Source organism: Roseomonas marmotae (assembly GCF_017654485.1).
Taxonomy (GTDB): domain Bacteria; phylum Pseudomonadota; class Alphaproteobacteria; order Acetobacterales; family Acetobacteraceae; genus Pseudoroseomonas; species Pseudoroseomonas marmotae.
In genome coordinates this window covers 1186514-1212617 of the sequence record NZ_CP061091.1, presented here as the reverse complement: position 1 = coordinate 1212617, position 26104 = coordinate 1186514, and the positions used below count along the sequence as shown (strand labels likewise).

Below are 26104 nucleotides of genomic sequence, written 5' to 3'. Positions count from 1 at the left end.
AGCATTTTCGCTGCGGTGAGGAAGAAGCCATGAAGACACTCCGTATCGCTGGCCTGGCAATGGGACTTGCCCTGGGGCTCAGCGCCGCCCCCGCCTCCGCCGATGTCATCTTCAACTTCGCCCAGACCGGTGGAACCCCGCCCGGCGGCGTGAACATCGGCGGCACCATCACCGTCAGCGACGAGGCTTACGCCAGTGGCCTCAACCTCTCCTACGGACTGACCAGCGGGGGTGCGGTCACGGCCGTGACCGATGGGCTCCTGGGGCTGGACTTCTCCTTCGCCACGCCGGGCCTCGCCCTCTCCGTGACGCTGGCCGACCTGCTGGCGGGTACCGCCCTGCCGGCCGGAACGGCGGCCACGGGCTCCCTGACCAGCAGCCCCGGCGGGGCGCCGAATGGCAGCTTCTCCGCGCTGAACCCGCTCGGCAATTTCAGCATGAGCATCACCGGGGATGCCTTCACGGGCAATTTCACGGCAGGCTTCGGTGCCTGCACCGCTGGCTGCAGCCTCTCCGGCACCGTGAAGACGAAGGCAACCGCCGTGCCCGAGCCTTCCACCCTGTCGCTGCTGGCGGTCGGTGGCCTCGGGCTGCTGGCGGCGCGCCGGCGCAGGCGGGCCGCTGCCATCGCCGGCTGAGACAGCCGAGCGACGCCGCCCCGCCTGAGCGCGGGGCGGTCGGGTCTGTCCGGCCGGGCTAGGCGGCGTTGCGGCGGGCGTGCCCCTTCACGGCCGCCTCGATCGCTTCCAGCTCGGCCGGCAGCACCTCGAAGCGCTCCTCCCGCTCATGCAGATCCGCCAGGCGGGCGGGCAGCGGCGGGCGGAAGCCGGTGGCGCGCTCCACCGCGTCCGGGAACTTGGCCGGATGCGCCGTGGCGGCCACCACGACAGGGATACCCCTGTCCTCCGGGCGCATGGCCCGGGCGGCCGCGGTGCCGATGGCGGTATGGGGGTCCGCAAGATAGGCGCTCTCGGTATGGAGCCGCCGGATTTCCTCCAGCGTCCCCTCGTCCGGCAGCACGAAGCCGTCGAAGAGATCCGTGGCCTGCTTCCAGGCGCCATCCGGCACGGGCATGCGTCCCTCGGCGCGGAAGCGGGTCATGATCTCGGCCGTCGCCTTCGGGTCTCGGTCCAGCAACTCGAAGAGCAGGCGCTCGAAATTCGAAGAGACCTGGATATCCATGCTCGGCGAGAGGCTGGGCTCCACCGGGCGGGCGGACATGTCGTTGCTGGCGATGAAGCGGGCCAGGATGTCGTTGCGATTGGCGCCGATGATCAGCCGCTCGATCGGCAGCCCCATGCGGCGGGCGACCCAGGCGGCCAGCACATTGCCGAAATTGCCGGTGGGGACGGAGAAGGAGACCGGCCGGTCCGGCGCACCCAGCGCCAGCGCGGCATAGGCGTAATAGGGGATCTGCGCCGCGATGCGCGCCCAGTTGATGGAATTCACCGCCGAGAGCTTCATCTCCCGCCGGAAGGGCGCGTCGTTGAACATCGCCTTCACCAGGTCCTGGCAGTCGTCAAAGCTGCCCTGGACGGCGATGTTGCGGACATTGGAGGAGAGCACGGTGGTCATCTGCCGCCGCTGCACCGGGCTGGTACGCCCCTCCGGATGCAGGATGACGATGTCGATGGAGGCACGGTCCCGGCAGGCCTCGATGGCCGCGCTGCCGGTATCGCCGGAAGTGGCGCCGACGATGGTGATGCGCTCCCCCCGCTTGGCCAGCACATGGTCGAACAGCCGCCCCAGCAGCTGCATGGCCATGTCCTTGAAGGCCAGCGTCGGGCCGTGGAACAGCTCCAGCGCGAAGATGCCGGGCTCCAGCTGCACCAGCGGGGCCGTGGCGGCATGGCCGAAGCCGGCATAGGCGGCGCGCGTCATCACCAGCAGCTCCGCCTCGGAAATGGCGGGGGCGGTGAAATAGGCCATCAGCTTCGCCGAAAGCTCGGCATAGGGCAGGCCGCGCAGCGCGCGCCATTCATCCGCCGACAGCTCCGGCCAGGATTCCGGCAGGAAGAGCCCGCCATCCTCGGCGAGGCCCGCCAGCAGCACGTCTTCGAATTCGCGAACCGGGGCTTCGCCCCGCGTGGAGAGATAGCGCATGGTGGCGGCACACTAGGGCGCCCGCCGCCCTGGCGCCATATGTGCTTGCGTCAGCGCCCCGCGAAGGCGCGCGCCAGGGCGTCCCACATCGGGGTGCGCTGCCCGTCCGGGCCCAGCGGCAGGCCGCGATGGATGCGCCCCTCCGGCAGGGCCACCGCCGGATTGGTCGCCAGCCAGGAGTATTTCTGCCCGAGGCCCCAGGTCAGCACCGTCCGCACCCCGGCCGAGAGCGCGGTGGAGACGAAGGCATAGCTGCGCTCCGCCACCAGCGCGTCCCGGGCGGCGAGGTCCTGCGGCGCGTCCCAGGTCTCCCGAACATCCAGCTCGGTGACCAGCACGGAAAGCCCGGCCGCCCGCAGCTCCTTGATGAAGCCGCTCAGCACCGCCGGGTTGAAGGGCTTGGCCAGTTGCAGATGCGCCTGCAGCCCGATGGCATCCAGCGGAACATTCCGCTCCAGCAGGTCCCGCACCAGGGCCAGCAGCCGGCGCCGCTTCTCCGCGGCATCGGGGGTATCTTCCTCGATGCCGTATTCATTCAGGGTCAGGCGGAGCGTCGGGTCCCGCTCCCGCGCCATCCGCAGCGCCGTCTCAATATAGGAAGGGCCGAGCGCGCGCAGCCAGGGAGTGTCCCGCAGGTCGCCACCCACCGTCTGCGGCGTGTCGCTGCCCGGCGGGTCGGCGATGACCTCGTTGACCACGTCCCAGTCACGGATCTGCTGGCGGGTATGGCCCAGCACGGTGCCGAAATGCGCCTCCATCACGGCGCGGGCGCGCTGAGGGCTTTCCATCATGGCCCGCTGCGTCCAGTCCGGCAGATCCTGGTGCCAGATCAGCGCATGGCCCCGCACCGGCCTGGAGTGAACGCGCCCCCAGGCCAGGACGCTGTCCAGCGGCCCGGTGTCGAACCGGCCTTCGGCGGGTTGCAGGCTACCCCACTTGCCCTCGTATTCCGGCACGAGGATCGCCGCCTCGCGCCCGATGGCGCTGGCGTAGTCGCTGTCCCTCGACAGCAGCCCGCCCTGCACGGCAGTGCCGAATGTGATGCCGTTGCCGCGTGCCAGAACCCCTAGCCCCGGCCGGTCCGGCTGGCCCATGCCCGTCCCGGACAGTCCGACCAGGGCCGCCGCCAGGGCGCCGCGACGGGTGAGCCGCGCGCTCAGGCCGCGGCCCGCTGGCGGCTGGCGAGGTTCTCGTTGGCCACGACCATCTCCCGCTTGAACTTGTCGCGCCGCCAGCAGAGCAGGCGCCACGCCCCCTTGGCCGCGAGGCTGGAGAGCCGGCCGCGCGGCTGCAGGCCAATGGACTTGAACACCATGCCCATGCCGCGCTCGATATGGCGGTAGCGGTAGTAGCCCATCGCATGGCCCATATAGCCGGCGATGCAGCGGTTATGGTCATAAGGCACGCCGACGGCGTCATTGCCGCAATGGAAGGCGAAGGCCAGCTCGTCGTCCTCGGACTCGCCGATGCGCCCGGCGGCCACGCGCAGCCGCTGCAGGAAGCTCAGCTTCTCCCGCGCCAGGTAGCGCTTCATGTGGTCGTAGAAGAGCTTGAAGTGCCGGTACTCGTCGGCGGCGATGAGCTTGCAGATCTCCTTCAGCACCGGCTCCTCGGTCGCCTCCCCCAGGGCGGTGTAATAGGAGGAGGTGCCTGTCTCCACCATGCAGCGGGCGATCAGCTCGCCCGTGCGGCTGCCACGGATGGAGGCATCGGCATTGACGTCGATCTTGTAGCCGTTGCGGTAGCGCTCGAAGGAATCATCGAAGTTCCAGCTGGGATCGGCCAGCATGGCCCATTGCCCCAGCGCGTCGCCGTGCTGCACTTCCTCGACCGCCCAGTTGTCGGCGGCCTGGCGGAAGTCGGGATCGTCGGAGAAGACGCCATTGAGGTATTTGGCGTAGTCGACGCCGTTCTTCTCGACCATGGCCGCCGCCTTCACCAGCGGCACGATGCCCGGCTCGATCCTGGACGGGTCGAACCGGTCCCAGGCAACCTGCTCGATACGCCAGTGTTTCATGCTGCCATTCAACCTTCTGAATTCACCGCCAGACGGCACCCGGAAAACGCCGAACGCCGCCCGCGATCATGTTCTGCGGGCGGCGTTCGGTTTGCAAGAGAGACGGGGCACAACCCCGGTTGATCGGCTCAGGCCGCGCCGGCGACATCCAGCATGACGCGGGTGGCCAGGAGGCGGTCCATGGCCCTCTCGCGCGCTTCCGGGGTCTCCGTGGCAGCGGCCTCATAGGCGGCCTGCGCCTCCCGCAGCCGGGTCTCGGCCTGGGCGCGGGAGAGTTCAGACACCGGCGTCGCCTCGTCGGCCAGCACGGTCATGCGGGTCGGCGTGATCTCGGCGAAGCCACCGGCGACGAAGAGGCGCTCGGGCTGCTTGCCGGCCTCGCGCACCTCGATGACGCCGCCCCTGAGGGCGACGATCATCGGGGAGTGACCGGGGAGGACGCCCATCTCACCCTCCGCCGCCGGGATGATCGCCATCTCGACGGGGCGGGAGAGCAGCAGCTTCTCCGGGCTCACCAGTTCAAGGTCGAAGCTCGCCATGGCTGCGTCCTCAGGCCGCGGCCTTGAGGGTTTCGGCCTTCTTCACCGCTTCCTCGATGGTGCCGACCATGTAGAAGGCGGCCTCCGGGAGGTGATCGTAGTCGCCCTTCACGATGCCGGCGAAGGAGCGCACGGTGTCCTCGATCTTCACGAAGACGCCCGGCGTGCCGGTGAAGACCTCGGCCACATGGAAGGGCTGGGAGAGGAAGCGCTGGATCTTGCGCGCGCGCGCCACGATCAGCTTGTCCTCTTCCGACAGCTCGTCCATGCCCAGGATGGCGATGATGTCCTGCAGCGACTTGTAGGTCTGCAGGATGCGCTGCACGTCGCGCGCCACCTGGTAGTGCTCCTCACCGATGATGCGCGGGTCGAGGGCGCGGGACGTGGAGTCCAGCGGGTCCACGGCCGGGAAGATGCCCAGCTCAGCGATCGAGCGGTTGAGCACCGTGGTGGCATCAAGGTGCGCGAAGGAGGCGGCGGGCGCCGGGTCGGTCAGATCGTCGGCGGGCACGTAGATGGCCTGAACCGAGGTGATCGAGCCCTTCTTCGTGGAGGTGATCCGCTCCTGCAGCGCGCCCATGTCGGTGGCCAGCGTCGGCTGGTAGCCCACCGCGGAGGGAATGCGGCCCAGCAGAGCCGAAACCTCGGCGCCCGCCTGGGTGAAGCGGAAGATGTTGTCGATGAAGAAGAGCACGTCCTGGCCCTGCTCATCGCGGAAGTATTCCGCCATGGACAGGCCAGAGAGCGCGACGCGGGCGCGGGCGCCCGGCGGCTCGTTCATCTGGCCATAGACCAGCGCCACCTTGGAACCGGCGGTGTCCTTCTCGCCGAGCTTGATGACGCCGGCATCGATCATCTCGTGATAGAGGTCGTTGCCCTCGCGGGTGCGCTCACCCACGCCTGCGAAGACCGACACGCCGCCATGGCCCTTGGCGATGTTGTTGATCAGCTCCTGGATGGTCACGGTCTTGCCGACGCCCGCGCCACCGAAGAGGCCGACCTTGCCGCCCTTCAAGTAGGGGGCCAGCAGGTCGATGACCTTGATGCCCGTCACCAGAACCTCGGCCGAGGTGGCCTGGTCCTCGAAGGCCGGGGCGGCACGGTGGATGGTGTAGGTCTTCTCGGCCGGGACCGGGCCGCGCTCGTCGATCGGCTCGCCGATGACGTTCAGGATGCGGCCCAGCGTGCCCTCACCCACCGGCACGGAGATGCCCTTGCCGGTATCGACCACCTCGGCGCCACGGACCAGGCCGTCCGTGGTGTCCATGGCGATGGTGCGCACGGTGCGCTCGCCCAGGTGCTGCGCGACCTCGAGCACCAGGGTGCGCTCGCCGATCTTCACCTGCAGCGCGTTCAGCATGCCCGGCAGCTCAGAGGGGAACTGCACGTCCACGACGGCGCCGAGGACCTGCGTAACCTTGCCGACGTTGTTCTTCATGGCGGTGATTCCCTCAGAGCGCTTCAGCACCGGAGATGATCTCAATCAACTCCCGGGTGATGTTGGCCTGACGCGTGCGGTTGTAGGTCAGGGTCAGCTTGTTGATCATATCGCCGGCATTGCGGGTCGCATTGTCCATCGCGTTCATCTGGCTGCCGAAGAAGCCGGCAGAGTTCTCCAGGAGCGCGCGATAGAGCTGGATCGCAAGGTTCTTCGGCAGCAGCTGGGCGAGGATGGTGGCCTCGTCCGGCTCATACTCATACCAGGCCTGCGCGCCTTCCGCCGGGGCGGCCTCGGGCAGCACAGCCGGAATCAGCTGCTGCGCGGAGGGCACCTGGGAGATGACGTTGCGGAAGCGGTTGTAGATGAGCGTGCAGACATCGAACTCGCCGGCTTCCAGCATCGCGGTGATGCGGGTGGCCAGGGTGTCGGCCTCCTCGAATCCCACGCGCTTCTTGCCGACATAGTTGATCTCTTCGATCACCCGGCTCGCCAGCTCGCGCTTCAGGTAGGCGGCGCCCTTGCGGCCGACGGTGATGACCTTCACCGTCTTGCCCTGGGCTTCCAGCTCACGGATGTGGTTGCGGGCGAAGCGGCCGACATTCGTGTTGAACGCGCCCGCCAGGCCGCGATCCGCGGTGACGACCACCAGCAGGTGCACGGCGTCGCGGCCCGAGCCCACCAGCAGCTTCGGTGCGTCCGGATTGCCGGCGACGGCAGCGCCGAGCGAGCCCAGCATCCGCTCCATGCGCTCGGCATAGGGGCGCGCGGCCTCGGCCTGCTGCTGGGCGCGGCGGAGCTTCGCCGCCGCGACCATTTTCATCGCCTGCGTGATCTTGCGGGTGGATTTGACGCTGTTGATGCGCCCCCGCAGGTCCTTCAGGTTGGCCATGGGTCTGCTCCCCTAGCCTCCCCTCAGGAGAAGGACTTGGCGAAGTTGTCCAGGAAGGACACCAGCGCGGCTTCGTTGTCCTTGGTCAGCTCCTTCTTGTCGCGGATGCCGGCCAGGATCTCGGGCTTCTGGGCACGGATCTCGGACAGCATGCGGCGCTCGAATTCACCGACCTTGTTCACCGGCAGCTTGTCCAGGTAGCCGCGCGTGCCGGAGAACAGGGAAACCACCTGCTCCTCGACCGGCACGGGCTGGAACTGCGGCTGCTTCAGCAGCTCCGTCAGGCGCGCGCCACGGGCCAGCAGGGCCTGGGTGGAGGCGTCCAGGTCGGAAGCGAACTGGGCGAAGGCCGCCATTTCGCGGTACTGGGCCAGCTCCAGCTTGATCTTGCCGGCGACCTGCTTCATCGCCTTGATCTGGGCGGCGGAGCCGACGCGGGACACGGACAGACCGACGTTCACGGCAGGGCGGATGCCCTTATAGAACAGCTCGGTCTCCAGGAAGATCTGGCCGTCCGTGATGGAGATCACGTTGGTCGGGATGTAGGCGGACACGTCGCCCGCCTGCGTCTCGATCACCGGCAGCGCGGTCAGAGAGCCGAGGCCGGCGGCCTCACCCATCTTCGCGGCGCGCTCCAGCAGGCGGGAGTGCAGGTAGAAGACGTCGCCCGGATAGGCCTCGCGGCCCGGCGGACGGCGCAGCAGCAGCGACATCTGGCGGTAGGCGACGGCCTGCTTCGACAGATCGTCGTAGAAGATGACGGCATGCATGCCGTTGTCGCGGAAATACTCGCCCATGGCGCAGCCGGTGTACGGCGCCAGGAACTGCATCGGCGCCGGGTCGGAAGCGGTGGCGGCGACGATGATGGAGTATTCGAGCGCGCCGTTCTCTTCCAGCGTGCGCACGAGCTGCGCGACGGTGGAGCGCTTCTGACCAATGGCGACGTAGATCGTGTAGAGCTTCTTGCTCTCGTCCGTGCCCTGGTTGATCGGCTTCTGATTGATGATCGTGTCGATGATCACCGCCGTCTTGCCGGTCTGGCGATCGCCGATGATCAGCTCGCGCTGGCCACGGCCGATCGGGATCAGGGCGTCGATCGCCTTGATGCCGGTCTGCATCGGCTCATGCACGGACTTGCGCGGAATGATGCCCGGCGCCTTCACCTCGACGATCTGCTGGGTCACGTCGACCAGCGGACCCTTGCCGTCGATCGGATTGCCCAGGCCGTCCACGACGCGCCCCAGCAGGCCGCGGCCGGTCGGGACGGAGACGATGTCGCCCGTGCGCTGGACGGTGTCGCCTTCCTTGACGTGCGTATCGTCGCCGAAGATCACGATACCGACGTTGTCGGTCTCGAGGTTCAGCGCCATGCCCTTCAGGCCGGCGGAGGGGAACTCCACCAGCTCACCGGCCATGACATTCTGCAGGCCGTAGACGCGGGCAATGCCGTCGCCCACGGTCAAGACGGTGCCGACCTCGGCAACATTCGCTTCGGCATCGAAGCCGGCGATCTGCTGCTTCAGGATCTCCGAGATCTCGGCGGGACGGATATCCATCAGGCGGCCCCCTTCATGGCATACTGCATGCGCTGCAGCTTGGACTTGATCGAGCTGTCGAAAAGCCGGGACCCGATACGCACCACGAGCCCACCCAGCAGGGAGGGATCGACACGTTCGACCAGCTTGACGTTGGAATAGCCGGCCTCGACCAGGCGCGCAGTCAGCTGCGTGCGCTGGACGTCGGTCAGCGGATGGGCGGTGGCCACGTCGGCGGTCTGCTGACCGCGCTGTTCGGCCAGGAGCGCCCCGAAGGCGGAGATCACCTCGGCCAGATGACCCAGGCGACGGTTGGTGATCAGCACGCCCAGCAGGTTACGCACCTCGCCAGTGATGCCAACGCGCTCCAGGATCGCGAAGGCGCCACGACGCTGCGCCCCCGCATCCAGGCGCGGATCCCCGACGAAGGAGCGGAAGGCGGCATCCTCGCGCCACAGCGCGAACAGCCGGTCGAGATCGGCCGCGATGCGGTCGATCTCCTTCTTCTCCTTGGCGAGTTCCAGCAAAGCCAGCGCATAACGCCGGGCGAGGCCGCTGGCTTGGCCAACGGTGGGGGACGTGTTCGGCGAGGCGGTCGGCGCTTCGGAGGCCACGGACAATCCCGTTTCTTGCTTTCTAGCTCCCCTTGAAGGGCTCACACCCCCGTCGGGCAGCAATCATGACGCGCCCGGAGGATCTTCCGTCGCGGCGGCCGGGCATTAACACAGCCGGTCGAGGGGCGGCAACCGGCTCGGGGGGGATTCGTTACCGGAGTTTCAATTTAGGGTCACTTTCGCCGCCATAACCGCCCGATTGCCCCGCTCAGGCGCCGAATACGGGTGTCTTGTGTACAAAAAGGGTCAAAGGAAGCTCACCGGGTCCACATCGACCTGCACCTTCACCGAGGCCGGCACACGGACGCGGGAGAGCCATTCCCGCAGGAGCGGCTGCACCGGCACGTCACGCCGGACCTTGATCAGCAGCCGCCGCCTGTGGCGGCCGCGCAGCATGGCCAGCGGCGCCGGGGCCGGGCCGAGCACCTCCACCCCATCCCCGCCCGGCGCCTCGATTCCCAGGTCGCGCGCCGTGGTATCGGCCTCCCGCTCATCCTCGGCACTGACGATCAGCGCGGCGAGGCGGCCGAAAGGTGGCCAGTGGCCCGGCCTGCGCTGCTCGGCCTCGGCCCGCATGAAGCCGTCCAGGTCGCCGGAGATCAGCGCCTGCATCACGGGATGCTCGGGGTTCCAGGATTGCAGCAGCACCCGCCCCGGTGCCTCGGCACGGCCGGCGCGGCCGGCCACCTGGTGCAGCAGCTGCACCGTGCGCTCGGCCGCCCGCAGGTCGCCGCCCGCCAGGCCGAGATCGGCATCCACCACTCCCACCAGCGTCAGATGCGGGAAGTGCCAGCCCTTGGCGACGATCTGCGTGCCGATGATCAGGTCCACCTCCCGCGCCGAGATGGCGCGCGCGGCCTCGGCCGCCGCGGCAGGGCCCGGCAGGGTATCGCTGGCCATCACCAGCCGGCGGGCATCGGGGAACAGCTCCGCCGCCTCCTCCTGCACCCGCTCCACGCCGGGGCCGAGGGGCGTCAGGCTGCCTTCGGCGCCGCATTCCGGGCAATGGGGCGGGATCGGCTCGGCATGGCCGCAGTGGTGGCATTGCAGCCGGCGCTGGACGCGGTGCTCCACCAGCCAGGCCGTGCAATTGGGGCAGCGCATCCGGTGGCCGCAGGTGCGGCACAGCGTCAGCGGCGCATAGCCGCGGCGGTTCAGGAAGAGCATGGCCTGCTCCCCGCGCTCGATCGCGTCCCGCACCGCCTGCACCAGCGGCGGGCTGAGGAAGCGGCCGCGCTCGGGCGGCGTCACCCGCTGGTCGATGGTCTCCACGCTGGGCAGGGTGGCGCCGCCATGCCGGGTGGGCAGGTGCAGCACGGAATAGCGCCCCGTCTCCACATTGGTCAGCGTCTCCAGGCTCGGCGTGGCGGAGGCCAGCACGCAGGCGGCGTCGTTCAGCCGGGCGCGCACCACCGCCATGTCCCGGGCGTGGTAGATGACGCCGTCCTCCTGCTTGAAGGCGGTCTCGTGCTCCTCATCCACCACGATCAGGCCGAGATCGGGGAAGGGCAGGAACAGCGCCGAGCGCGCGCCGACCAGCGCCTGCACCCGCCCCTCCGCCAGGGCACGCCAAGTATCGCGGCGGCGCTTGCTGCCCAGCTCCGAGTGCCAGAGCGCGGGCGGGCAGCCGAACCGGGCCTCGAAACGCTCCAGCCACTGGGCCGAAAGCGCGATCTCCGGCAGCAGCACCAGCGCCTGCCGGCCCTGCGCCAGGCATTCCGCCACGGCCTCCAGGTAGACTTCCGTCTTGCCGGAGCCAGTGACTCCGGAGAGCAGCGTGACGCCGAAGGACCTGCTGGCCACCGCCTTCCGCATGCCCTCGGCGGCGACGCGCTGCGCCTCGCTCAGCCCGGGCCCGCCGCGCGCGAGGTCCGGCCGGGGGAACTCCACCCCACGCTCGATCAGCGCCGGCTCCAGCAGCCCCGCATCGGCCATGCCCCGCAGCACGCCGGAGGAGACGCCGGCCCGGCCAACAATGGTGGCGGCCAGATGCGCCTCGCCATCCAGCTCGCCCAGCATGGTCTCCAGCACCCGTTGGCGGCCGCCGGTCAGCCCCTTGCCCCGCGCCAGCGCGGCACGCCCGCCGGCCGAGACGCGCCAGCCCGCCTTGGCCATCGGCGGCTCCAGCGCCGAGGGGCTGCTCATGGCCATGCGCAGCACCGCGCCGGGCGGGGCGACGGTATAGGCCGCCACCCATTCCACGAAGCGCCGCAGGCTGGCCGTCATCGGCGGCACATCCAGCAGATGGGTGATGTCGCGCAGCTTGCGCTCCGGCAGCTCCGGGTCGGCCTCGCCATCCCAGACCACGCCGGTCGTCTCCCGCCCGCCCAGCGGCACCTGCACGAAGGTACCGGGCGGCGGCGGCTCCATGCCCGCCGGCACGCGGTAGTCGTAGGCGCCGGCCAAAGGCAGCGGCAGCAGAACCCGCAGGCGCGGGCGCGGGGCGGCCTGCGGACTCCCGCCGGCCTTTCGTCTCGCCGCGCTCATCGGCTATCCTGCACCCGGTAACACTATCCTCATGTGGGGATTCCACCCCGCAGCCGCCAGGAATTGCAGCATGAAGTTCTTTGTGGATACCGCTGAGGTATCCGAAATCCGCTCGCTCGCCGAACTCGGCATGGTCGACGGCGTCACCACCAATCCCTCGCTGATCGCCAAGTCCGGCCGCAAGATGGCCGAGGTCATCGCCGAAATCTGCGCCATCACGCCCGGCCATGTCTCCGCCGAGGTCACGGCGACCGACTATGAGGGCATGCTGGCCGAGGGGCGCTTCCTGCGCAACATCGCCGCCAATGTCGCGGTGAAGGTTCCGCTGACCGAGGCCGGGCTCCGCACCTGCCGCACCCTGTCGGAGGAGGGCACGCCGGTCAATGTCACCCTCTGCTTCTCCGCCACCCAGGCGCTGCTCGCGGCCAAGGCGGGCGCCACCTACATCTCGCCCTTCGTCGGCCGGCTGGACGACCTGGCGCAGGATGGCATGCAGCTGATCGAGGACATCGTCACGATCTACGACAACTATCCCGCGATCAAGACCGAGGTGCTGGTGGCCTCCATCCGCCACCCGCTGCACCTGGCGCAGGCCGCCAAGATCGGCGCCGGCGTCGCCACCCTGCCGCCCGCCGTCATCCGCCAGCTGATCAAGCACCCGCTGACGGACCGTGGCCTGGAAGCCTTCCTGGCGGACTGGAAGAAGACGGGGCAGAGCATCCTCTGATGACGGATGGCGCCGACCGGGTTGCGGCCTGGCTGCGCGCCAACCCCTCCTTCCTGGCGGAGCGGCCGGAGCTCTACCGGCTGCTGGCGCCGCCCCACCGCATCCATGGCGAGGGACTGGCCGACCATATGGCCGCCATGATCGCCGCCGAGCGCGCCGCGAACCGCGAGCTGGCGGCCACTGCCCGGGCCGAGGATGGTTTCGTCCATCGCGCCCAGCGGGCGGTGGTGGCGCTGATCGCCGCCCCGGACGCGGCGGAGGCCGTGGCGCAGGAATGGCCCGCCCTGCTGGGGCTGGAGCATTGCACCCTGGCCGGGGAAGGCACCCATGCGCCGCACCGCGTCCATCTGCCGCCCGGCACGGTGGAGGCGCTGCTGCCTTCCGGTCGCGATACCCTGCTGCGCGACAATCCCGCCGATCCGGCCCTGCTGCATGGGGAGGCTGCCGCGCTGATCACCCGCGATGCCCTGGCCCGCCTGCCCCTGCCCGGCCCGCCCGTCATGCTGGTGCTGGGCGCGCGGCGGGAAGCCGCCCTGCCCCGCAGTGGCGCCGCTCCCCAACTCCGCTTCCTGGCCGCCGCACTGGTGGCCGCGCTGGGCCGGCCATGACGGGCCTCGAAGCCCGCGCCGCCTTCCTGGAATGGCTGGAGAAGGAGCGCCGCGCCAGCCCGCATACCCTGGAAGCCTATGGCGCCGACCTGGCGGACCTGCTGGGCTTCCTGACCCGCCACCAGGGCGCAGAGCCGGACCTCCCATCCATCGCCGCGCTGCGCCCGGCCGACCTGCGCGCCTTCCTGGCCTTTCGTGCCGAGGCCGGCGCCGGCACCGCCACCCGCGCCCGCCAGCTGGCAGCCATCCGCAGCTTCCTGCGCTTCCTGGCGCGGCGGCACGGCATCTCGCCCGATGCCATCGCCGGGCTGCGCGGCCCCCGCCTCAAGACCCCCGCCCCCCGCGCCCTGCGGGTGGCCGAGGCCCGCGAGGTGGCCGCCGATACCGGCAGCGTCGAGCGCACCCCCCTGCTGGCGGCGCGCGACAAGGCGCTCTTCACCCTGCTCTATGGCTGCGGCCTGCGTATTTCCGAGGCACTGGCGCTGGATGTGCGGGACGCGCCGCGTGTCCGGAGCGGGCTGCGCGTGCGCGGCAAGGGCGGCAAGGAACGGGTTGTGCCGGTGCTGCCGGCGGTGGAGGCCGCGGTCGCCGGGTATCTGGCCGCGCGCGGCGGCCCGGCGCCCGAGGCCCCGCTTTTCCTGGGCGCGCGAGGCGGGCGGCTGGATGCGGCGGTGGCCCAGAAGGCGCTGCGCGACTACCGCCGCCTGGCGGGGCTGCCGGAACACACCACGCCCCATGCGCTGCGCCATTCCTTCGCTACCCATCTGCTGGGCGCCGGCGCCGATCTGCGCGCCATCCAGGAACTGCTGGGCCATGCCAGCCTTTCCACCACGCAGCGCTATACCAGTGTGGATGCGGCGCGGCTGCTGGAGACCTGGCAGAAGGCGCATCCGCGCAGCGGCGGGTAAGGTTCGCAGCAGCCAGGGCCGAAGGGATGGAAAGCCCACCCCTGCCCCCGCGTCACGTCTTTTGAGGGGGAGGCCGGATGGCCTGACCCCCCGTCGATGCCGGAGGTCCGGGGCCTCCGACGAGACTACCGTGCCGGAGTCCCGAACGATGGTGAGGTCTGGGGTGGCACTGCCACCCCCGCAGGGGTTCCAGGGGGCGGCGCCCCCTGGGGCGACGGACCCTCAGATGTGCAACGCGCGCCCGTCCACGGCCAGGGCCGCTTCCTTCACTGCCTCATTCAGCGTCGGGTGGGCGTGGCAGGTGCGGGCCACGTCCTCGGCGCTGGCGCCGAATTCCATGGCGATGGCCACTTCGGCGATCAGCGTGCCGGCATCCGGGCCCAGGATATGGCAGCCCAGCACCCGGTCGGTCTTCTTGTCCGCCAGGATCTTCACGAAGCCGTCGGTATCGCCCATCGCGCGGGCGCGGCCATTGGCCGTGAAGGGGAACTTGCCGGACTTGTACTCCTGGCCGCGGGCCTTCAGCTCCTCCTCCGTCTCGCCGACCGAGGCCACTTCCGGCCAGGTGTAGACGATGCTCGGGATGACGCCGTAGTTCACATGCCCGGCCTGGCCCACCAGCTGCTCGGCCAGCGCCACGCCCTCGTCCTCGGCCTTGTGGGCCAGCATGGGGCCGGCGATCACGTCACCGATGGCATAGATGCCGGGAACATTGGTCGCGAAATGGCCATTGGTCTTCACGCGGCCGCGCTCGTCCCGCTCCACGCCGACCGTATCCAGGCCCAGGCCATCCGTATAGGCGCGGCGGCCGATGGCCAGCAGCACCACATCGGCCTTCACTTCCTCGACCGCGCCACCCGCGGCGGGTTCCACCGTCAGGGTCACGCCATCCGCTGCCTGGGTGGCGCCGGTGACCTTGGACTTCAGCTTGAACTTGATGCCCTGCTTGGTGAGCACGCGCTCGAACTGCCGGGCTGTCTCCCCGTCGGTCCCGGGGACGATGCGGTCCAGGAACTCGATCACCGTCACCTCGGCGCCCAGGCGGCGCCAGACGGAACCCAGCTCCAGCCCGATCACGCCGCCGCCGATGACGACCAGATGGCCCGGCACCTTCTCCAGCTCCAGCGCGCCGGTGGAGGTGACGATCTGCTTCTCGTCCACCTCGACGCCCCGCAGCGGCATGCTGTCGGAGCCCGTGGCGATGACGATGTTCTTCGCGTCATAGGTCTGACCGGCGACCTCAACCTTGCCGGGGGCGGTGATCTTCCCCTCGCCCTTCAGCCAGGTGACCTTGTTCTTCTTGAAGAGGAACTCGACGCCCTTGACGTTGGCGCCGACCACCTCACCCTTCCGGGCCTGCATGCGCGCCAGGTCCAGCTTCACGCCATCGATCAGGATGCCGTGGTCGGCGAACTTGTGCTTCGTCTCCTCGAACACCTCGGAGGATTGCAGCAGCGCCTTGGAGGGAATGCAGCCCACGTTCAGGCAGGTGCCGCCCAGGGTGTCGCGCTTCTCGACGCAGGCAACCTTGAGTCCGAGCTGCGCCGCACGGATGGCGCAGACATAGCCTCCAGGGCCGGCGCCGATGACAATGACGTCGAAGCTCTCGGACATGAGTCAGGGTTCCTGCTTGTACAACGGTTACCGGAAACTGGCCCGGCCCACCGGAAGGGGCAAGGGGGACGAGGAAGTTGTGCGGTGCGAAAAGCCATGCGCGGGGAGCTTCGCAAGCATGATCAAATGCAAGCTGCCCAGGATGGCATCACCGGAAGGACCCCGATGCCCCTGAAGCCGCGCACCCTGCTGGACTACGACCGCCGCATCGCCCGTGCCATGGCCTGGCTGGCGGCCAACCCGGATCGCGAGCCGCAGCTGGAGGTGCTGGCGGAGGCCGCCGCCTTCTCGTCCTGTCATTTCCACCGCATCTACCGTGCCATGACGGGGGAAACCCCGGCCGAGACCCTGCGCCGCCACAGGCTGCAACGGGCGGCTTCCGAGTTGCTCGGAACGGCACGGCCGATCGGGCGCGTGGCCCGGCGGGCGGGCTATGGCAGCGTGGCGGCCTTCACCCGCGCTTTCCAGGCGGCGCATGGGCTGCCGCCCGCCGCCTACCGGCGCCAGGGGGGCATCGGCCGCTTCTTCCGGCCCATAGCCATGAAGGAGCACAGCATGTTCGAAGTCCGTTGCGAGGAGATCCCCCCACTCCGGCTGGCCGCCACGCGCCATGTCGGCCCTTACGCCGAGATCGGCCGTGCCTTCGACCGGATGGAATCCTGGGGCCGGGCGCGGCAGCTGATCACGGAGCAGACGCGCTTCTTCGGCCTCTATCACGACGATCCCGGCAGCGTGCCGGCCGCGCGGCTGCGCTCCGATGCCGGCTTCACCGTGGCGCCGGATGTCCTGGTGGAGGGCGATGATCCGCGCATCCTGGAGGTGCCGGCCTGCCATGCCGCCTGCATCACCTTCCGGGGCCCCTATGCGGAGCTGGAACGCGCCTATGACTGGTTCTACCGCGACTGGCTGCCCGGCAGCGGGCGGGAGCCGGCGGATCAGCCCTGCATGGAGGAATACCTGAACGACTGCCGGACCCTGCCCCCGGCGGAGTGGCTGACGCGGATCATCCTGCCCCTGCGGCCAGCCCGGGCCGGCGCATAAAAAAAGCGGGGGCCGCTCGCGCGGCCCCCGCCCCTTCGTTCCGCGCTGACGGAAGGATCAGATATCCAGCAGCAGGCGCCGCGGATCCTCCAGGCTCTCCTTCACGCGCACCAGGAAGGAGACAGCCTCCTTCCCGTCGACGATGCGGTGGTCGTAGGACAGCGCCAGATACATCATCGGGCGCACCTCGATCTTGCCGCCCACCACCATCGCGCGCTCCTTGATGGCATGCATGCCCAGGATGCCCGACTGCGGCGGGTTCAGGATGGGGGTGGAGAGCAGCGAGCCGTAGATACCGCCATTGGTGATGGTGAAGCTGCCACCGGCGAGCTCCTCCAGCTTCAGCTGACCGTCGCGCGCCTTCCGGCCGAAGCCGGCGATCGACTTCTCGATCTCGGCGAAGGACATCTGATCGGCGTTCTTCAGCACCGGCACGACGAGGCCGTTCGGGCCACCGACGGCGATGCCCATATGCACGAAGTTCTTGTAGACGATGTCGTCGCCGTCGATCTCGGCATTGACCGCCGGGTATTCCTTCAGCGCCGTCACGCAGGCCTTCACGAAGAAGGACATGAAGCCGAGCTTCGTGCCGAGCTTCTTCTCGAAGGCGTCCTTGTACTCGGTCCGCAGCGCCATCACGGCCGACATGTCCACCTCGTTGAAGGTGGTCAGCATGGCCGCCGTGTTCTGCGCCTCCTTCAGCCGGCTGGCGATGGTCTTGCGCAGGCGGGTCATCTTCACCCGCTCCTCGCCGCCTTCCAGGGCACGCGGGGCCTTGGCGGCCGGCTTGGCGGCCTGCTGGGACGCCGGGCGGGCCAGGAAGTCCTGCACGTCACCCTTGCTGATCCGGCCGTCCTTGGCCGTGCCGGAGCCGATCTGCTCGGCCGAGACATTGTTCTCGGCCATCATCTTGGCGGCGGCGGGCAGCGGCGCATGTCCGCCACCGGGCACGGAGACGGGGCCGGTGGCCGCGCGCGGCGTCTCGACCTTCGGCGCGCTGGGGGAGCCGCCGGAAGCCTGAGGCTTCTCGGTGCCCGGAACGGCGGTCGCCTTCGGGGACACCTTGCCCTCGCCAGCGGCGATGGTGCCGAGAAGAGCGCCGGGCTCGACCTCGGCACCCTCATCGGCGGAGATCGCCTCCAGCACGCCGGCGGCGGGGGCATTCACCTCCACCGTCACCTTGTCGGTCTCCAGTTCCACCAGCGGCTCGTCGGCGGCAACCGACTCGCCCGCCTTCTTCATCCAGCGGGCCACGGTGGCCGTGGAAACACTCTCGCCCAGCGTGGGGACCAGAATCTCGGTCATTTCAATGCCTCTCTACCGGTGCTTGCTCGGATTACGTTTTAGGACAGGCCGAGCGCGTCGCGCACCAGGGCTTCCTGCTGCTGCTGATGGATCTTGGCGGAGCCGGTGGCCGGGCTCGCCGCTTCCTCGCGGCCGGCATAGATGGGCCGCTGGGCCTTGTTGCCCAGATCCTTGAGCACCTTCTCGATACGCCGGTCCACGAAGGTCCAGGCGCCCATATTCTCGGGCTCCTCCTGGCACCAGATGACCTCGGCGTTCTTGTACTCCGCCAGGATGCGGGCCATCGTGACCTTCGGGAAGGGATACATCTGCTCCAGGCGGATGATCGCGACGTCGCGCAGGCCCTTGTCCCGGCGCTCCTGCAGCAGGTCGTAATAGACCTTGCCGGTGCACATCACGACGCGCTTGACCTGATCCGGCGCCACCAGGGCATCGGTCTCCGGGATCATGGTCTGGAAGTTGCTGCCGGGGGCGAAGTCGGCCAGGCTGCTGACGGCCAGCTTGTGGCGCAGCAGGGACTTCGGCGTCATCACGATCAGCGGCTTGCGGTAGTTGCGCTTCAACTGCCGGCGCAGGGCGTGGAAGTAGTTGGCCGGGGTCGTGAAGTTGCAGACCGCCATGTTGTTCTCGGCGCAGAGCTGCAGATAGCGCTCCAGGCGGGCGGAGGAATGCTCCGGCCCCTGCCCTTCATAGCCGTGCGGCAGCAGCATCACGAGGCCGGACATGCGCAGCCACTTCGTCTCCGCCGAGGCGATGAACTGGTCGATCACAACCTGAGCGCCATTGGCGAAGTCGCCGAACTGGCCTTCCCACAGCGTCAGCGTATTCGGGTCGGCCAGCGTATAGCCGTAGTCGAATCCCAGCACGCCCATCTCGCTCAGCAGCGAGTTGAAGGCCTCCATCCGCGCCTGCCCCTCGCGGATGTTGTTCAGCGGCATGTAGTCCGCCTGGTTCTGCTGGTCGATCAGCACGCAGTGGCGGTGGCTGAAGGTGCCGCGCTGCACATCCTCGCCCGAGAGGCGGATGCGATGGCCTTCCAGCAGCAGGGAGCCGAAGGCCAGCGCCTCGCCGGTCGCCCAGTCGATCCCCTCGCCGGTCTCGATGGCGTTCTTCTTGGCCTCGAGCTGGCGGATGATCTTGCTGTTGGTATTGAAGCCTTCCGGCACGCGGCTGAGGGCGCTGCCAACCTCGCGCAGCGTGTCCAGCGCCACGGCGGTGCCTTCCTCCTTCTCCTCCTCGGAGGAGCCGGCGGCCTTCAGCCCGGCCCAGTGGCCTTCCAGCCAGTCCGCCTTGTTCGGCTTGAAGGTCTGGGCGGCCTCATAGGCCTCCTCCAGCTGGGCATTGAAGGCATCCAGCATGGCCTTGCCGTCCTCGGCCGGCACGGCGCCGCTATGGGCCAGACGCTCCGCATAGAGGGTGCGGGTCGTCTTGGTCTCCTTGATGCGGGCATACATGATCGGCTGGGTGAAGGCCGGCTCGTCCGTCTCGTTATGGCCGTGACGGCGGTAGCAGACGATGTCCAGCACGATATCGGCGCCGAACTTCATGCGGTATTCGGCCGCGAGGCGGGCGCAGAAGACCACCGCTTCCGGATCGTCGCCGTTCACATGCAGGATCGGCGCCTGCACGGACTTGGCGACATCCGTGCAGTACAGGCCGGAATAGGCATGCACCGGGACGGTGGTGAAGCCGATCTGGTTGTTGGTCACCACATGCACCGTGCCGCCGGTGCGGTAGCCGATGAGCTGGCTCATCGCCAGGGTCTCATAGACCACGCCCTGGCCGGCGAAGGCGGCGTCGCCATGCAGCAGGATGCCCATGACGCTGCGGCGGGCCTTGGTGTCGCCCGCCATGTCCTGGCGCGCGCGCACCTTACCCATCACCACGGGGTCCACGACCTCGAGATGCGAAGGGTTGGGCTGCAGCGACAGGTGAATCTGGCGGCCGTTGATCTCGATATCGGTGGAAGTGCCGAGGTGATACTTCACGTCGCCCGAGCCCTGGACATCGTCCGGGTTGGCGGAGACGCCCTTGAACTCGGCGAAGACGCGGGTGAAGGGCTTCTTCACCACGTTCACCAGCGTGTTCAGGCGGCCACGATGGGCCATGCCGATGGCGATCTCGGCCACGCCCTGCTCGGCGGCGGTGGCGATGATGGTCTGCAGGGCGGGGATGGTGACCTCGCCGCCCTCCAGGCCAAAGCGCTTGGTGCCCACATACTTGCGGGCGCAGAAAGCCTCGAAGCCCTCGGCCTCGGTCAGCTGCTGCAGGATCTGGCGCTTGGCCGCCGCGTCAAAAACCTGCGCCCAGGGCGCACCCTCGATCTTCTGCTGCATCCAGGACTTCTGCTCGGGGTCCTGGATATGCATGAACTCGACGCCGATCGGCCCGCAATAGCTGGCGCGGCAGATCGCGATGATCTCGCGCAGCGTGGCAGTATCCTTGCCCAGCACGCGGTTGATGAAGATCGGCCGGTCCATGTCGGCTTCGCTGAAGCCGTAGGTCGCGGGGTCGAGCTCCGGATGCGTCTTGGGTATCTGCAGATGCAGCGGGTCCAGCTGCGCCTCCAGATGGCCGCGCACGCGATAGGCGCGGATCAGCATCAGGGCGCGGATCGAATCCAGCACCTGCTGCCGGGCGGCGGCGGGGTCGGCTGCATTCGCGCCAGCGCCAGCCTTCTTCGGGTCGGCCTTCGGCGCCTCGGGCTCGGGCGCGAAACCGCCACGTGGGCGGGGGGCCCAGGACGCACCGGTGGCGTTCTGCAACACGGAGCGGGCATCGTCGTTCAGGGCCGCGAACAGCTCCTGGAAGGACGGGTCCACGCTGTCCGGCTTATCCACCCAGCGTGCATAGAGATCGGCGAGGAAGGCGGCGTTCGCCCCCGTCATCGCACTCGCCAGGATGTCGATACCGGCCATTACTTCCTCCTCACCCCACCCCTTGGCTGGGCAGTGTGGCTTTCATTGGTCACGGACGTCACAAAATGCATCGCCGCCCCTGGATATGGGGGCGGCGCGCATGAACAAAAGATCGGCGGCGGCGTCATGGCAACCCTCCGGATCGCGCGGCCCATGATCTGGGCCGGCGACGGGACGCGGTTCCTTGTCGCGCGCCGGAAGACATCAGCCAGCGATGGCCTTCACCATGGTCGAGCCCAGGGCGGCCGGGCTCTCGGCCACATGAATGCCAGCAGCGCGCATGGCTTCCATTTTGGCCGCGGCCGTGTCCTTGCCGCCCGAGATCACGGCGCCGGCATGGCCCATGCGGCGGCCCGGAGGAGCGGTCGCGCCGGCGATGAAGCCGACAACCGGCTTGTAGTTCTTGGAGCCCGGCTTGTTCTCGCGCCCCAGGAACTCGGCCGCCTGGATCTCGGACTGACCGCCGATCTCGCCGATCATGACGATCTGCTTGGTCTCGGGGTCGGCCAGGAACATCTCCAGCACCTCGGTGAAGTCGGTGCCCTTGACCGGGTCGCCGCCGATACCGACGCAGGTGGACTGGCCGAGGCCCGCCGCGGTCGTCTGCGCCACGGCCTCGTAGGTCAGCGTGCCGGAGCGGGAGACGATGCCCACCGTGCCGGGCAGATGGATATGACCGGGCATGATGCCGATCTTGCAGGCGCCCGGCGTGATCACGCCCGGGCAGTTCGGCCCGATCAGGCGGGACTTGCTGCCGGAAAGGGCGCGCTTGACCTTGATCATGTCGATCACCGGGATGCCCTCGGTGATGCAGATGATCAGCGGCACCTCGGCGTCGATGGCCTCCAGGATGGAGTCGGCGGCGAAGGGCGGCGGCACGTAGATGACGGAGGCATTCGCGCCCGTCGCCTCGACGCATTCGCCGACGGTGTTGAACACCGGCAGGTTCAGGTGGGTCTGGCCACCCTTGCCCGGCGTCACGCCGCCCACATACTTGGAGCCGTAGGCGATGCCCTGCTCAGCGTGGAAGGTGCCCTGAGAGCCGGTGAAGCCCTGGGTCATCACCTTCGTATTGGCGTCGACGAGAATGGCCATTTTACTTGGCTCCCTTCACGGCGGCGACAACCTTCTCGGCGGCGTCGGCCAGGTTGTCGGCGGGAATGATCTTCAGGCCGCTCTCGGCCAGGATCTTCTTGCCCAGCTCGACATTCGTGCCCTCCAGCCGCACCACCAGCGGCACGGAGAGGGTCAGCGTCTTCGCCGCCTCGACAATGCCATTGGCGATCATGTCGCACTTGGCGATGCCGCCGAAAATATTGACCAGGATCGCCTTGACGTTGCTGTCGGAGGTGATGATGCGGAAGGCCTCGGTCACGCGCTCGGCCGTGGCCGTGCCGCCGACATCGAGGAAGTTCGCGGGGCTGGAGCCATAGAGCTTGATGATGTCCATGGTGGCCATCGCGAGACCCGCGCCGTTCACCATGCAGCCGATCTCGCCGTCGAGCGCGACGTAGTTCAGGTCGTGCTTGGCGGCCTCCAGCTCCTTCGGGTCCATCTCGCTGTCGTCGCGCAGGGCCTCGAGGTCCTTGTGGCGGAACAGCGCGTTGTCGTCGAAGGAGACCTTGGCATCCAGCGCCACGATCTCACCGGCGCCGGTCACGACCAGCGGGTTGATCTCGACGATGGCGCAATCGAGTTCGACGAAAGCCTTGTACATGGCCGTGACGAACTTGGTGAAGGAAGCGATCTGCTTGCCTTCCAGCCCGAGGCCGAAGGCCAGCTTGCGGGCATGGAAGCCCGAGATGCCCGAGGCCGGATCGACCGTGGCCTTCAGGATCTTCTCCGGGTTGTGCTCGGCGACCTCCTCGATCTCCATGCCGCCCTCGGTGGACGCCATGATAACGATACGGGAGGTGTCGCGATCCACCAGCAGGGAGAGATACAGCTCGCGCTTGATGTCGCAGCCGTCCTCGATATAGACGCGAGACACCTGCTTGCCGGCCTCGCCGGTCTGCTTGGTCACCAGCGTCTTGCCGATCATCGCCTCGGCGGCCGCCTTGACATCCGCAACGGACTTGACGACGCGCACGCCGCCCTTGCCGTTCAGGTCTTCCTTGAAGCGGCCGGCGCCACGCCCACCGGCATGAATCTGGCTCTTCACAACATAGACGGGGCCGGGCAGCTTCTTGGCCGCCTCTTCCGCCTCGGCAGCATTCCAGGCGACATAGCCATCGAGCACTGCAACGCCGTAGCGCTTCAGCAGCTCCTTGCCCTGGTATTCGTGAATATTCATCCGCTCACCCTTCTATTGGGGCTGGACGGCCGAGGCCCGGCCAGGATTGAGGCCGGGGCGGCTGCCCCGGCCCCCAGGGATCAAATCAGGATCAGACGCCTAGCTTCTTGAAGTCTTCCACCAGCTTCTTCACCGCGTCGCAGGACTTGTCGAAGGCGGCCTTCTCTTCGCCGGTGAATTCCACCTCAACGATCCGCTCCACGCCGCCCGCCCCGATCACGACAGGCACGCCGACATAGAAGTCGTTCTGGCCGTATTCGCCATTCAGCATAACGGCGCAGGGAAGGACGCGTTTCTTATCCTTCAGGTAAGACTCGGCCATGGCGATGGCGGAAGCCGCCGGGGCGTAGAAGGCGGAGCCCCTCTCCAGCAGCTTCACGATCTCGCCGCCGCCATTGGCGGTGCGCGCCACGATGGCGTCGATCTTCTCCTGCGTCGTCCAGCCCATCTTGATCAGATCGGGGACCGGCACGCCGGCGACCGTGGAGTAGCGGGTCAGCGGCACCATGGTGTCGCCATGGCCGCCCAGCACGAAGGCCGTCACGTCCTCGACCGAGACATTGAACTCCTCGGCCAGGAAGGTGCGGAAGCGCGCGCTGTCCAGCACGCCGGCCATGCCGACGACCTTGTTGGCGGGCAGGCCGGACTTCTGCTGCAGCGCCCAGACCATGACATCCAGCGGGTTGGTGATGCAGATCACAAAGGCGTCGGGGGCGTATTGCTTGATGCCCTCGGCCACCTGACCCATCACGCCCGCGTTCTTGGTCAGCAGGTCGTCGCGGCTCATGCCGGGCATACGCGGGAAGCCGGCGGTGACGATGACGACGTCGGCGCCTGCGATGGCGGCATAATCGCTACCGCCGGAAAGCTTGCAGTCGAAGCCGTCGACCGGGCTGGACTGCATGATGTCGAGCGCCTTGCCCGCCGCCACACCGCCGAACACGTCGAACATCACGACGTCGCCGAGTTCCTTGAGGCCAATGAGGTGGGCCAGCGTGCCACCAATATTGCCAGCGCCGATGAGCGCGATCTTCTTGCGGGCCATAACAGTTCCTTCCCGGGGTTGCGGGGTGGAGACAGAAAACCGGTGTATCGTGCCGGTGTCCTACTCTCCTCCGACAGCCCCGACAAGGCGGGGGGCGGAGCGATTCGGCGCGCCGCCGCAAGAAACGATCCCGCGCATTGGAATACGGGCGGGATCAGCCAAGAAGAGGAGCGCCCGGCCCAAGCCCGCCGGGCGCCCCACTGCGTCAGAGCGGCATGCAGCGGACGATATCGTCATGCCCACGCGCCAGGGTGGACATGGTACCGGCGGGACAGTCCCGCTGGCTGCCGCTGGCGGCTGGCAGGCCAGCGGTCCAGGATGCCAGCCGCGCGCCGCGCGCGGTGGTGCGGGGACGCTGCAGGCTGGCCTGGGCCTGGCCGCGGGCGGCCACCGTGCGGCGGCTGGTTGCCTTGGCGGTCTGGCGGCCGGTGGTGGCGCGCGCCGCCGCGCGGCTGGCGGTCTTGGTGCTACGGGCGGCAGCCGGCTGGCGCGTGGCGGCAGGCCGGGCCACGACCGGGCGGACAGCGGCGCGAGGCGCCGCGGCCCGGCTGGCGGGCTTCACCACCTTGGTGGCGCGGGCTTCACCGCGCGGGCTGGCGGCATCGGCCGCGGGCGCGGCCAGAGCCATCGCGAAAAGTGCCAGAAGGCACAGCTGAATCAAACGCATGGCAGAACTCCCCCAAAAAAACCCCAAAACCGGCGCCCGGAATTTCCCCCTCCGGACGCCAGCGCAGTCACGTCAGATGCGGCAGGGACAGGTATTCCTGACTCTGCATTTCGATCAGGCGGGATGCGGTGCGCTGGAACATCGCCGCATTCTCCCCCCGTTCGTAGAGCTGGTCCGGCACCGCCGCGGCGGAGGCGACCAGCTTGCAACGATGCTCGTAGAGCGTATCCACGAGCGTGATGAAGCGGCGGGCCCGGTCGAAATTGTCCGGCCCCAGCCGCGGCACCCCGTCCAGCACCAGGGTGTGAAAATGCGTGGAGAAGGCCAGATAATCGGCCGGTCCCAGCGGCTTGCCGCAGAGAGCGTCGAAATCGGCCCGCGCCACGCCGCCCACGGCCTGCGGCACCTCGATCTGCCGCCCCAGCACGGACAGCGTCCGGGGCGTGCCGTGCTTCTGGCCCGTGAGTTCGTGAAAGGCGCTGTCCAGCGCCCGCTCCGCCCGCGCATCGGCCGGGACATGCCAGGTCGGCAGGCCATGGATGCGGTCACGGCGGTAATCCTGCGCCGATTGCAGGTGCAGCACCGCCACCTTCTGCTTGATCAGCTGGATGAAGGGAAGGAAGGCGTCCCGGCCCGGCCTTCCCTTGAAGAGGTCGTCCGGCGCGGTGTTGGAGGTGGCCACCACCACGACCCCACGGGCGAAAAGCGCCTCGAAGAGCCGCCCCAGGATCATGGCATCGGTGATGTCATGCACCTGGAACTCATCGAAGCAGAGCAGCGCCGCCTCGTTCGTGATGGCCTCGGCCAGCGGCGGGATAGGGTCAGCGTCGCCAGGGTTCTGCTTGCGCCAGGCATGGATGCGCGCGTGGCATTCCTGCATGAACTGGTGGAAGTGGATGCGCCGCTTGCGCGGCACATCAGCGCAGTCGAAGAAGAGGTCCATCAGCATGGACTTTCCGCGACCGACTTCCCCTACCAGGTAGAGGCCCTGGGGCGTATCGCCCGGCGCCTCATCCACCGGCTTGCGGCGGAAGAAGCGCGCCATGAAACCGCCACCGGGCTTGCCGGGTTCCTCCTGCCGGGGTTCGTATCCCCGCAGCCGGCGCCAGAGATCCTGAAGCGTCTCGGCCGCGAAGGCCTGCGCGGAATCAGGACGCAGCAGGCCCGCCGCTACCCTCGCGCGGTAGGCGGGTAAAGGTCCCTCGGCGGGGTTCGGGAGGCGAGACGCCTCCGCCGGCTTTGTCGGGCCATCCATCGCATTGCGGCATAGCTCGTTCATGCGGCGACGGCAACCGCATTAGATGAAGATCAACCCCGAAGTAATTGGAAGAACATGGAAAATGAGCTGCTCGC

22 protein-coding genes are annotated in these 26104 nt (G+C 68.5%); 5 read left to right on the top strand and 17 right to left on the bottom strand.

The annotated features are described in order from the left end of the window. Nucleotides 1–29: 29 nt before the first annotated feature. Nucleotides 30–638 (top strand): PEP-CTERM sorting domain-containing protein, encoded by a 609-nt coding sequence (locus IAI58_RS05755; protein WP_207445171.1) that lies wholly within the window; start codon nucleotides 30–32, stop codon nucleotides 636–638. Nucleotides 639–696: 58 nt separating this feature from the next. Here IAI58_RS05755 and thrC read toward each other — a convergent pair whose 3' ends face one another. The 9 genes from thrC to IAI58_RS05710 form a co-directional block, all read right to left on the bottom strand. Further along, on the bottom strand, nucleotides 697–2103 hold the full coding sequence (thrC, locus tag IAI58_RS05750; RefSeq protein WP_207445172.1) for a threonine synthase: 1407 nt from the start codon (nucleotides 2101–2103) through the stop codon (nucleotides 697–699). Between the two features lie 50 nt (nucleotides 2104–2153). Continuing rightward, entirely contained in the window at nucleotides 2154–3197 is a 1044-nt protein-coding gene (locus IAI58_RS05745; RefSeq protein ID WP_237182166.1) for an endo-1,4-beta-xylanase, read from the bottom strand. Nucleotides 3198–3259: 62 nt separating this feature from the next. Beyond that, nucleotides 3260–4120 (bottom strand): acyl-ACP desaturase, encoded by an 861-nt coding sequence (locus tag IAI58_RS05740; RefSeq protein WP_207445173.1) that lies wholly within the window; start codon nucleotides 4118–4120, stop codon nucleotides 3260–3262. Between the two features lie 128 nt (nucleotides 4121–4248). After that, nucleotides 4249–4659, bottom strand: a complete 411-nt coding sequence (gene atpC / locus IAI58_RS05735) for an ATP synthase F1 subunit epsilon (RefSeq protein WP_207445174.1) — start codon at nucleotides 4657–4659, stop codon at nucleotides 4249–4251. 10 nt (nucleotides 4660–4669) lie between these two features. Then, entirely contained in the window at nucleotides 4670–6097 is a 1428-nt protein-coding gene (atpD, locus tag IAI58_RS05730) for a F0F1 ATP synthase subunit beta (protein WP_207445175.1), read from the bottom strand. A 13-nt stretch (nucleotides 6098–6110) separates the two neighbouring features. After that, a complete protein-coding gene (locus IAI58_RS05725; protein WP_207445176.1) occupies nucleotides 6111–6989 on the bottom strand; it encodes a F0F1 ATP synthase subunit gamma in 879 nt (292 codons plus the stop codon). A gap of 23 nt (nucleotides 6990–7012) precedes the next feature. After that, nucleotides 7013–8545, bottom strand: coding sequence for a F0F1 ATP synthase subunit alpha (gene atpA, locus IAI58_RS05720; protein ID WP_207445177.1), 1533 nt, complete (start codon nucleotides 8543–8545; stop codon nucleotides 7013–7015). Continuing rightward, a complete protein-coding gene (locus IAI58_RS05715; protein ID WP_207445178.1) occupies nucleotides 8545–9144 on the bottom strand; it encodes a F0F1 ATP synthase subunit delta in 600 nt (199 codons plus the stop codon). Before IAI58_RS05715 ends, atpA begins: the two co-directional genes overlap by 1 nt. Before the next feature lie 240 nt (nucleotides 9145–9384). Continuing rightward, nucleotides 9385–11625, bottom strand: coding sequence for a primosomal protein N' (locus IAI58_RS05710; protein WP_207445179.1), 2241 nt, complete (start codon nucleotides 11623–11625; stop codon nucleotides 9385–9387). A 70-nt stretch (nucleotides 11626–11695) separates the two neighbouring features. Here IAI58_RS05710 and fsa point away from each other — a divergent pair, with 70 nt between their 5' ends. The 3 genes from fsa to IAI58_RS05695 are packed head-to-tail and all read left to right on the top strand — an operon-like array spanning nucleotide 11696 to nucleotide 13868. Beyond that, on the top strand, nucleotides 11696–12352 hold the full coding sequence (gene fsa / locus IAI58_RS05705; RefSeq protein WP_207445180.1) for a fructose-6-phosphate aldolase: 657 nt from the start codon (nucleotides 11696–11698) through the stop codon (nucleotides 12350–12352). Further along, nucleotides 12352–12960 (top strand): hypothetical protein, encoded by a 609-nt coding sequence (locus tag IAI58_RS05700; protein WP_207445181.1) that lies wholly within the window; start codon nucleotides 12352–12354, stop codon nucleotides 12958–12960. The genes fsa and IAI58_RS05700 overlap by 1 nt, the downstream gene beginning before the upstream one ends. After that, a complete protein-coding gene (locus IAI58_RS05695; RefSeq protein WP_207445182.1) occupies nucleotides 12957–13868 on the top strand; it encodes a tyrosine recombinase XerC in 912 nt (303 codons plus the stop codon). The genes IAI58_RS05700 and IAI58_RS05695 overlap by 4 nt, the downstream gene beginning before the upstream one ends. Before the next feature lie 222 nt (nucleotides 13869–14090). Here IAI58_RS05695 and lpdA read toward each other — a convergent pair whose 3' ends face one another. Continuing rightward, nucleotides 14091–15482: a dihydrolipoyl dehydrogenase gene (gene lpdA / locus IAI58_RS05690; protein WP_207445183.1), complete on the bottom strand. Its 1392-nt coding sequence runs from the start codon at nucleotides 15480–15482 to the stop codon at nucleotides 14091–14093. A 165-nt stretch (nucleotides 15483–15647) separates the two neighbouring features. Between lpdA and IAI58_RS05685 the strand changes: the two genes are divergently transcribed. After that, nucleotides 15648–16523 carry an AraC family transcriptional regulator gene (locus IAI58_RS05685; RefSeq protein WP_237182167.1) on the top strand — a complete coding sequence of 292 codons (876 nt, stop codon included), beginning with the start codon at nucleotides 15648–15650 and terminating at the stop codon, nucleotides 16521–16523. A 57-nt stretch (nucleotides 16524–16580) separates the two neighbouring features. On the opposite strand, the gene odhB is transcribed toward IAI58_RS05685, so the two are convergent. The 7 genes from odhB to zapE all read right to left on the bottom strand — a co-directional run bounded on the left by odhB (nucleotide 16581) and on the right by zapE (nucleotide 26006). Further along, on the bottom strand, nucleotides 16581–17828 hold the full coding sequence (odhB, locus tag IAI58_RS05680; protein WP_207445184.1) for a 2-oxoglutarate dehydrogenase complex dihydrolipoyllysine-residue succinyltransferase: 1248 nt from the start codon (nucleotides 17826–17828) through the stop codon (nucleotides 16581–16583). A 38-nt stretch (nucleotides 17829–17866) separates the two neighbouring features. Beyond that, entirely contained in the window at nucleotides 17867–20746 is a 2880-nt protein-coding gene (locus IAI58_RS05675; protein ID WP_207445185.1) for a 2-oxoglutarate dehydrogenase E1 component, read from the bottom strand. Nucleotides 20747–20950: 204 nt separating this feature from the next. Further along, the gene (gene sucD / locus IAI58_RS05670) at nucleotides 20951–21841 is read right to left on the bottom strand and encodes a succinate--CoA ligase subunit alpha (RefSeq protein ID WP_207445186.1); all 891 of its coding nucleotides are present in this window, start codon (nucleotides 21839–21841) and stop codon (nucleotides 20951–20953) included. Nucleotide 21842: 1 nt separating this feature from the next. Beyond that, nucleotides 21843–23039 (bottom strand): ADP-forming succinate--CoA ligase subunit beta, encoded by a 1197-nt coding sequence (gene sucC, locus IAI58_RS05665; RefSeq protein WP_207445187.1) that lies wholly within the window; start codon nucleotides 23037–23039, stop codon nucleotides 21843–21845. A 91-nt stretch (nucleotides 23040–23130) separates the two neighbouring features. Next, complete coding sequence (gene mdh, locus IAI58_RS05660) at nucleotides 23131–24084, bottom strand: malate dehydrogenase (RefSeq protein WP_207445188.1); 954 nt, start codon at nucleotides 24082–24084, stop codon at nucleotides 23131–23133. A 205-nt stretch (nucleotides 24085–24289) separates the two neighbouring features. After that, nucleotides 24290–24751, bottom strand: coding sequence for a hypothetical protein (locus IAI58_RS05655; protein WP_207445189.1), 462 nt, complete (start codon nucleotides 24749–24751; stop codon nucleotides 24290–24292). Between the two features lie 67 nt (nucleotides 24752–24818). Beyond that, nucleotides 24819–26006 carry a cell division protein ZapE gene (gene zapE / locus IAI58_RS05650; protein WP_207445270.1) on the bottom strand — a complete coding sequence of 396 codons (1188 nt, stop codon included), beginning with the start codon at nucleotides 26004–26006 and terminating at the stop codon, nucleotides 24819–24821. Between the last annotated feature and the right edge of the window lie 98 nt (nucleotides 26007–26104).

Excerpts from the sequence above, each read along its gene's own strand:
- IAI58_RS05755 (WP_207445171.1), top strand. The coding sequence starts at position 30 with ATGAAGACACTCCGTATCGCTGGCCTGGCAATGGGACTTGCCCTGGGG.
- thrC (WP_207445172.1), bottom strand. The coding sequence starts at position 2,103 with ATGCGCTATCTCTCCACGCGGGGCGAAGCCCCGGTTCGCGAATTCGAA.
- IAI58_RS05745 (WP_237182166.1), bottom strand. The coding sequence starts at position 3,197 with ATGGGCCAGCCGGACCGGCCGGGGCTAGGGGTTCTGGCACGCGGCAAC.
- IAI58_RS05740 (WP_207445173.1), bottom strand. The coding sequence starts at position 4,120 with ATGAAACACTGGCGTATCGAGCAGGTTGCCTGGGACCGGTTCGACCCG.
- atpC (WP_207445174.1), bottom strand. The coding sequence starts at position 4,659 with ATGGCGAGCTTCGACCTTGAACTGGTGAGCCCGGAGAAGCTGCTGCTC.
- atpD (WP_207445175.1), bottom strand. The coding sequence starts at position 6,097 with ATGAAGAACAACGTCGGCAAGGTTACGCAGGTCCTCGGCGCCGTCGTG.
- IAI58_RS05725 (WP_207445176.1), bottom strand. The coding sequence starts at position 6,989 with ATGGCCAACCTGAAGGACCTGCGGGGGCGCATCAACAGCGTCAAATCC.
- atpA (WP_207445177.1), bottom strand. The coding sequence starts at position 8,545 with ATGGATATCCGTCCCGCCGAGATCTCGGAGATCCTGAAGCAGCAGATC.
- IAI58_RS05710 (WP_207445179.1), bottom strand. The coding sequence starts at position 11,625 with ATGAGCGCGGCGAGACGAAAGGCCGGCGGGAGTCCGCAGGCCGCCCCG.
- fsa (WP_207445180.1), top strand. The coding sequence starts at position 11,696 with ATGAAGTTCTTTGTGGATACCGCTGAGGTATCCGAAATCCGCTCGCTC.
- IAI58_RS05700 (WP_207445181.1), top strand. The coding sequence starts at position 12,352 with ATGACGGATGGCGCCGACCGGGTTGCGGCCTGGCTGCGCGCCAACCCC.
- IAI58_RS05695 (WP_207445182.1), top strand. The coding sequence starts at position 12,957 with ATGACGGGCCTCGAAGCCCGCGCCGCCTTCCTGGAATGGCTGGAGAAG.
- lpdA (WP_207445183.1), bottom strand. The coding sequence starts at position 15,482 with ATGTCCGAGAGCTTCGACGTCATTGTCATCGGCGCCGGCCCTGGAGGC.
- IAI58_RS05685 (WP_237182167.1), top strand. The coding sequence starts at position 15,648 with ATGCCCCTGAAGCCGCGCACCCTGCTGGACTACGACCGCCGCATCGCC.
- odhB (WP_207445184.1), bottom strand. The coding sequence starts at position 17,828 with ATGACCGAGATTCTGGTCCCCACGCTGGGCGAGAGTGTTTCCACGGCC.
- IAI58_RS05675 (WP_207445185.1), bottom strand. The coding sequence starts at position 20,746 with ATGGCCGGTATCGACATCCTGGCGAGTGCGATGACGGGGGCGAACGCC.
- sucD (WP_207445186.1), bottom strand. The coding sequence starts at position 21,841 with ATGGCCATTCTCGTCGACGCCAATACGAAGGTGATGACCCAGGGCTTC.
- sucC (WP_207445187.1), bottom strand. The coding sequence starts at position 23,039 with ATGAATATTCACGAATACCAGGGCAAGGAGCTGCTGAAGCGCTACGGC.
- mdh (WP_207445188.1), bottom strand. The coding sequence starts at position 24,084 with ATGGCCCGCAAGAAGATCGCGCTCATCGGCGCTGGCAATATTGGTGGC.
- IAI58_RS05655 (WP_207445189.1), bottom strand. The coding sequence starts at position 24,751 with ATGCGTTTGATTCAGCTGTGCCTTCTGGCACTTTTCGCGATGGCTCTG.
- zapE (WP_207445270.1), bottom strand. The coding sequence starts at position 26,006 with ATGGATGGCCCGACAAAGCCGGCGGAGGCGTCTCGCCTCCCGAACCCC.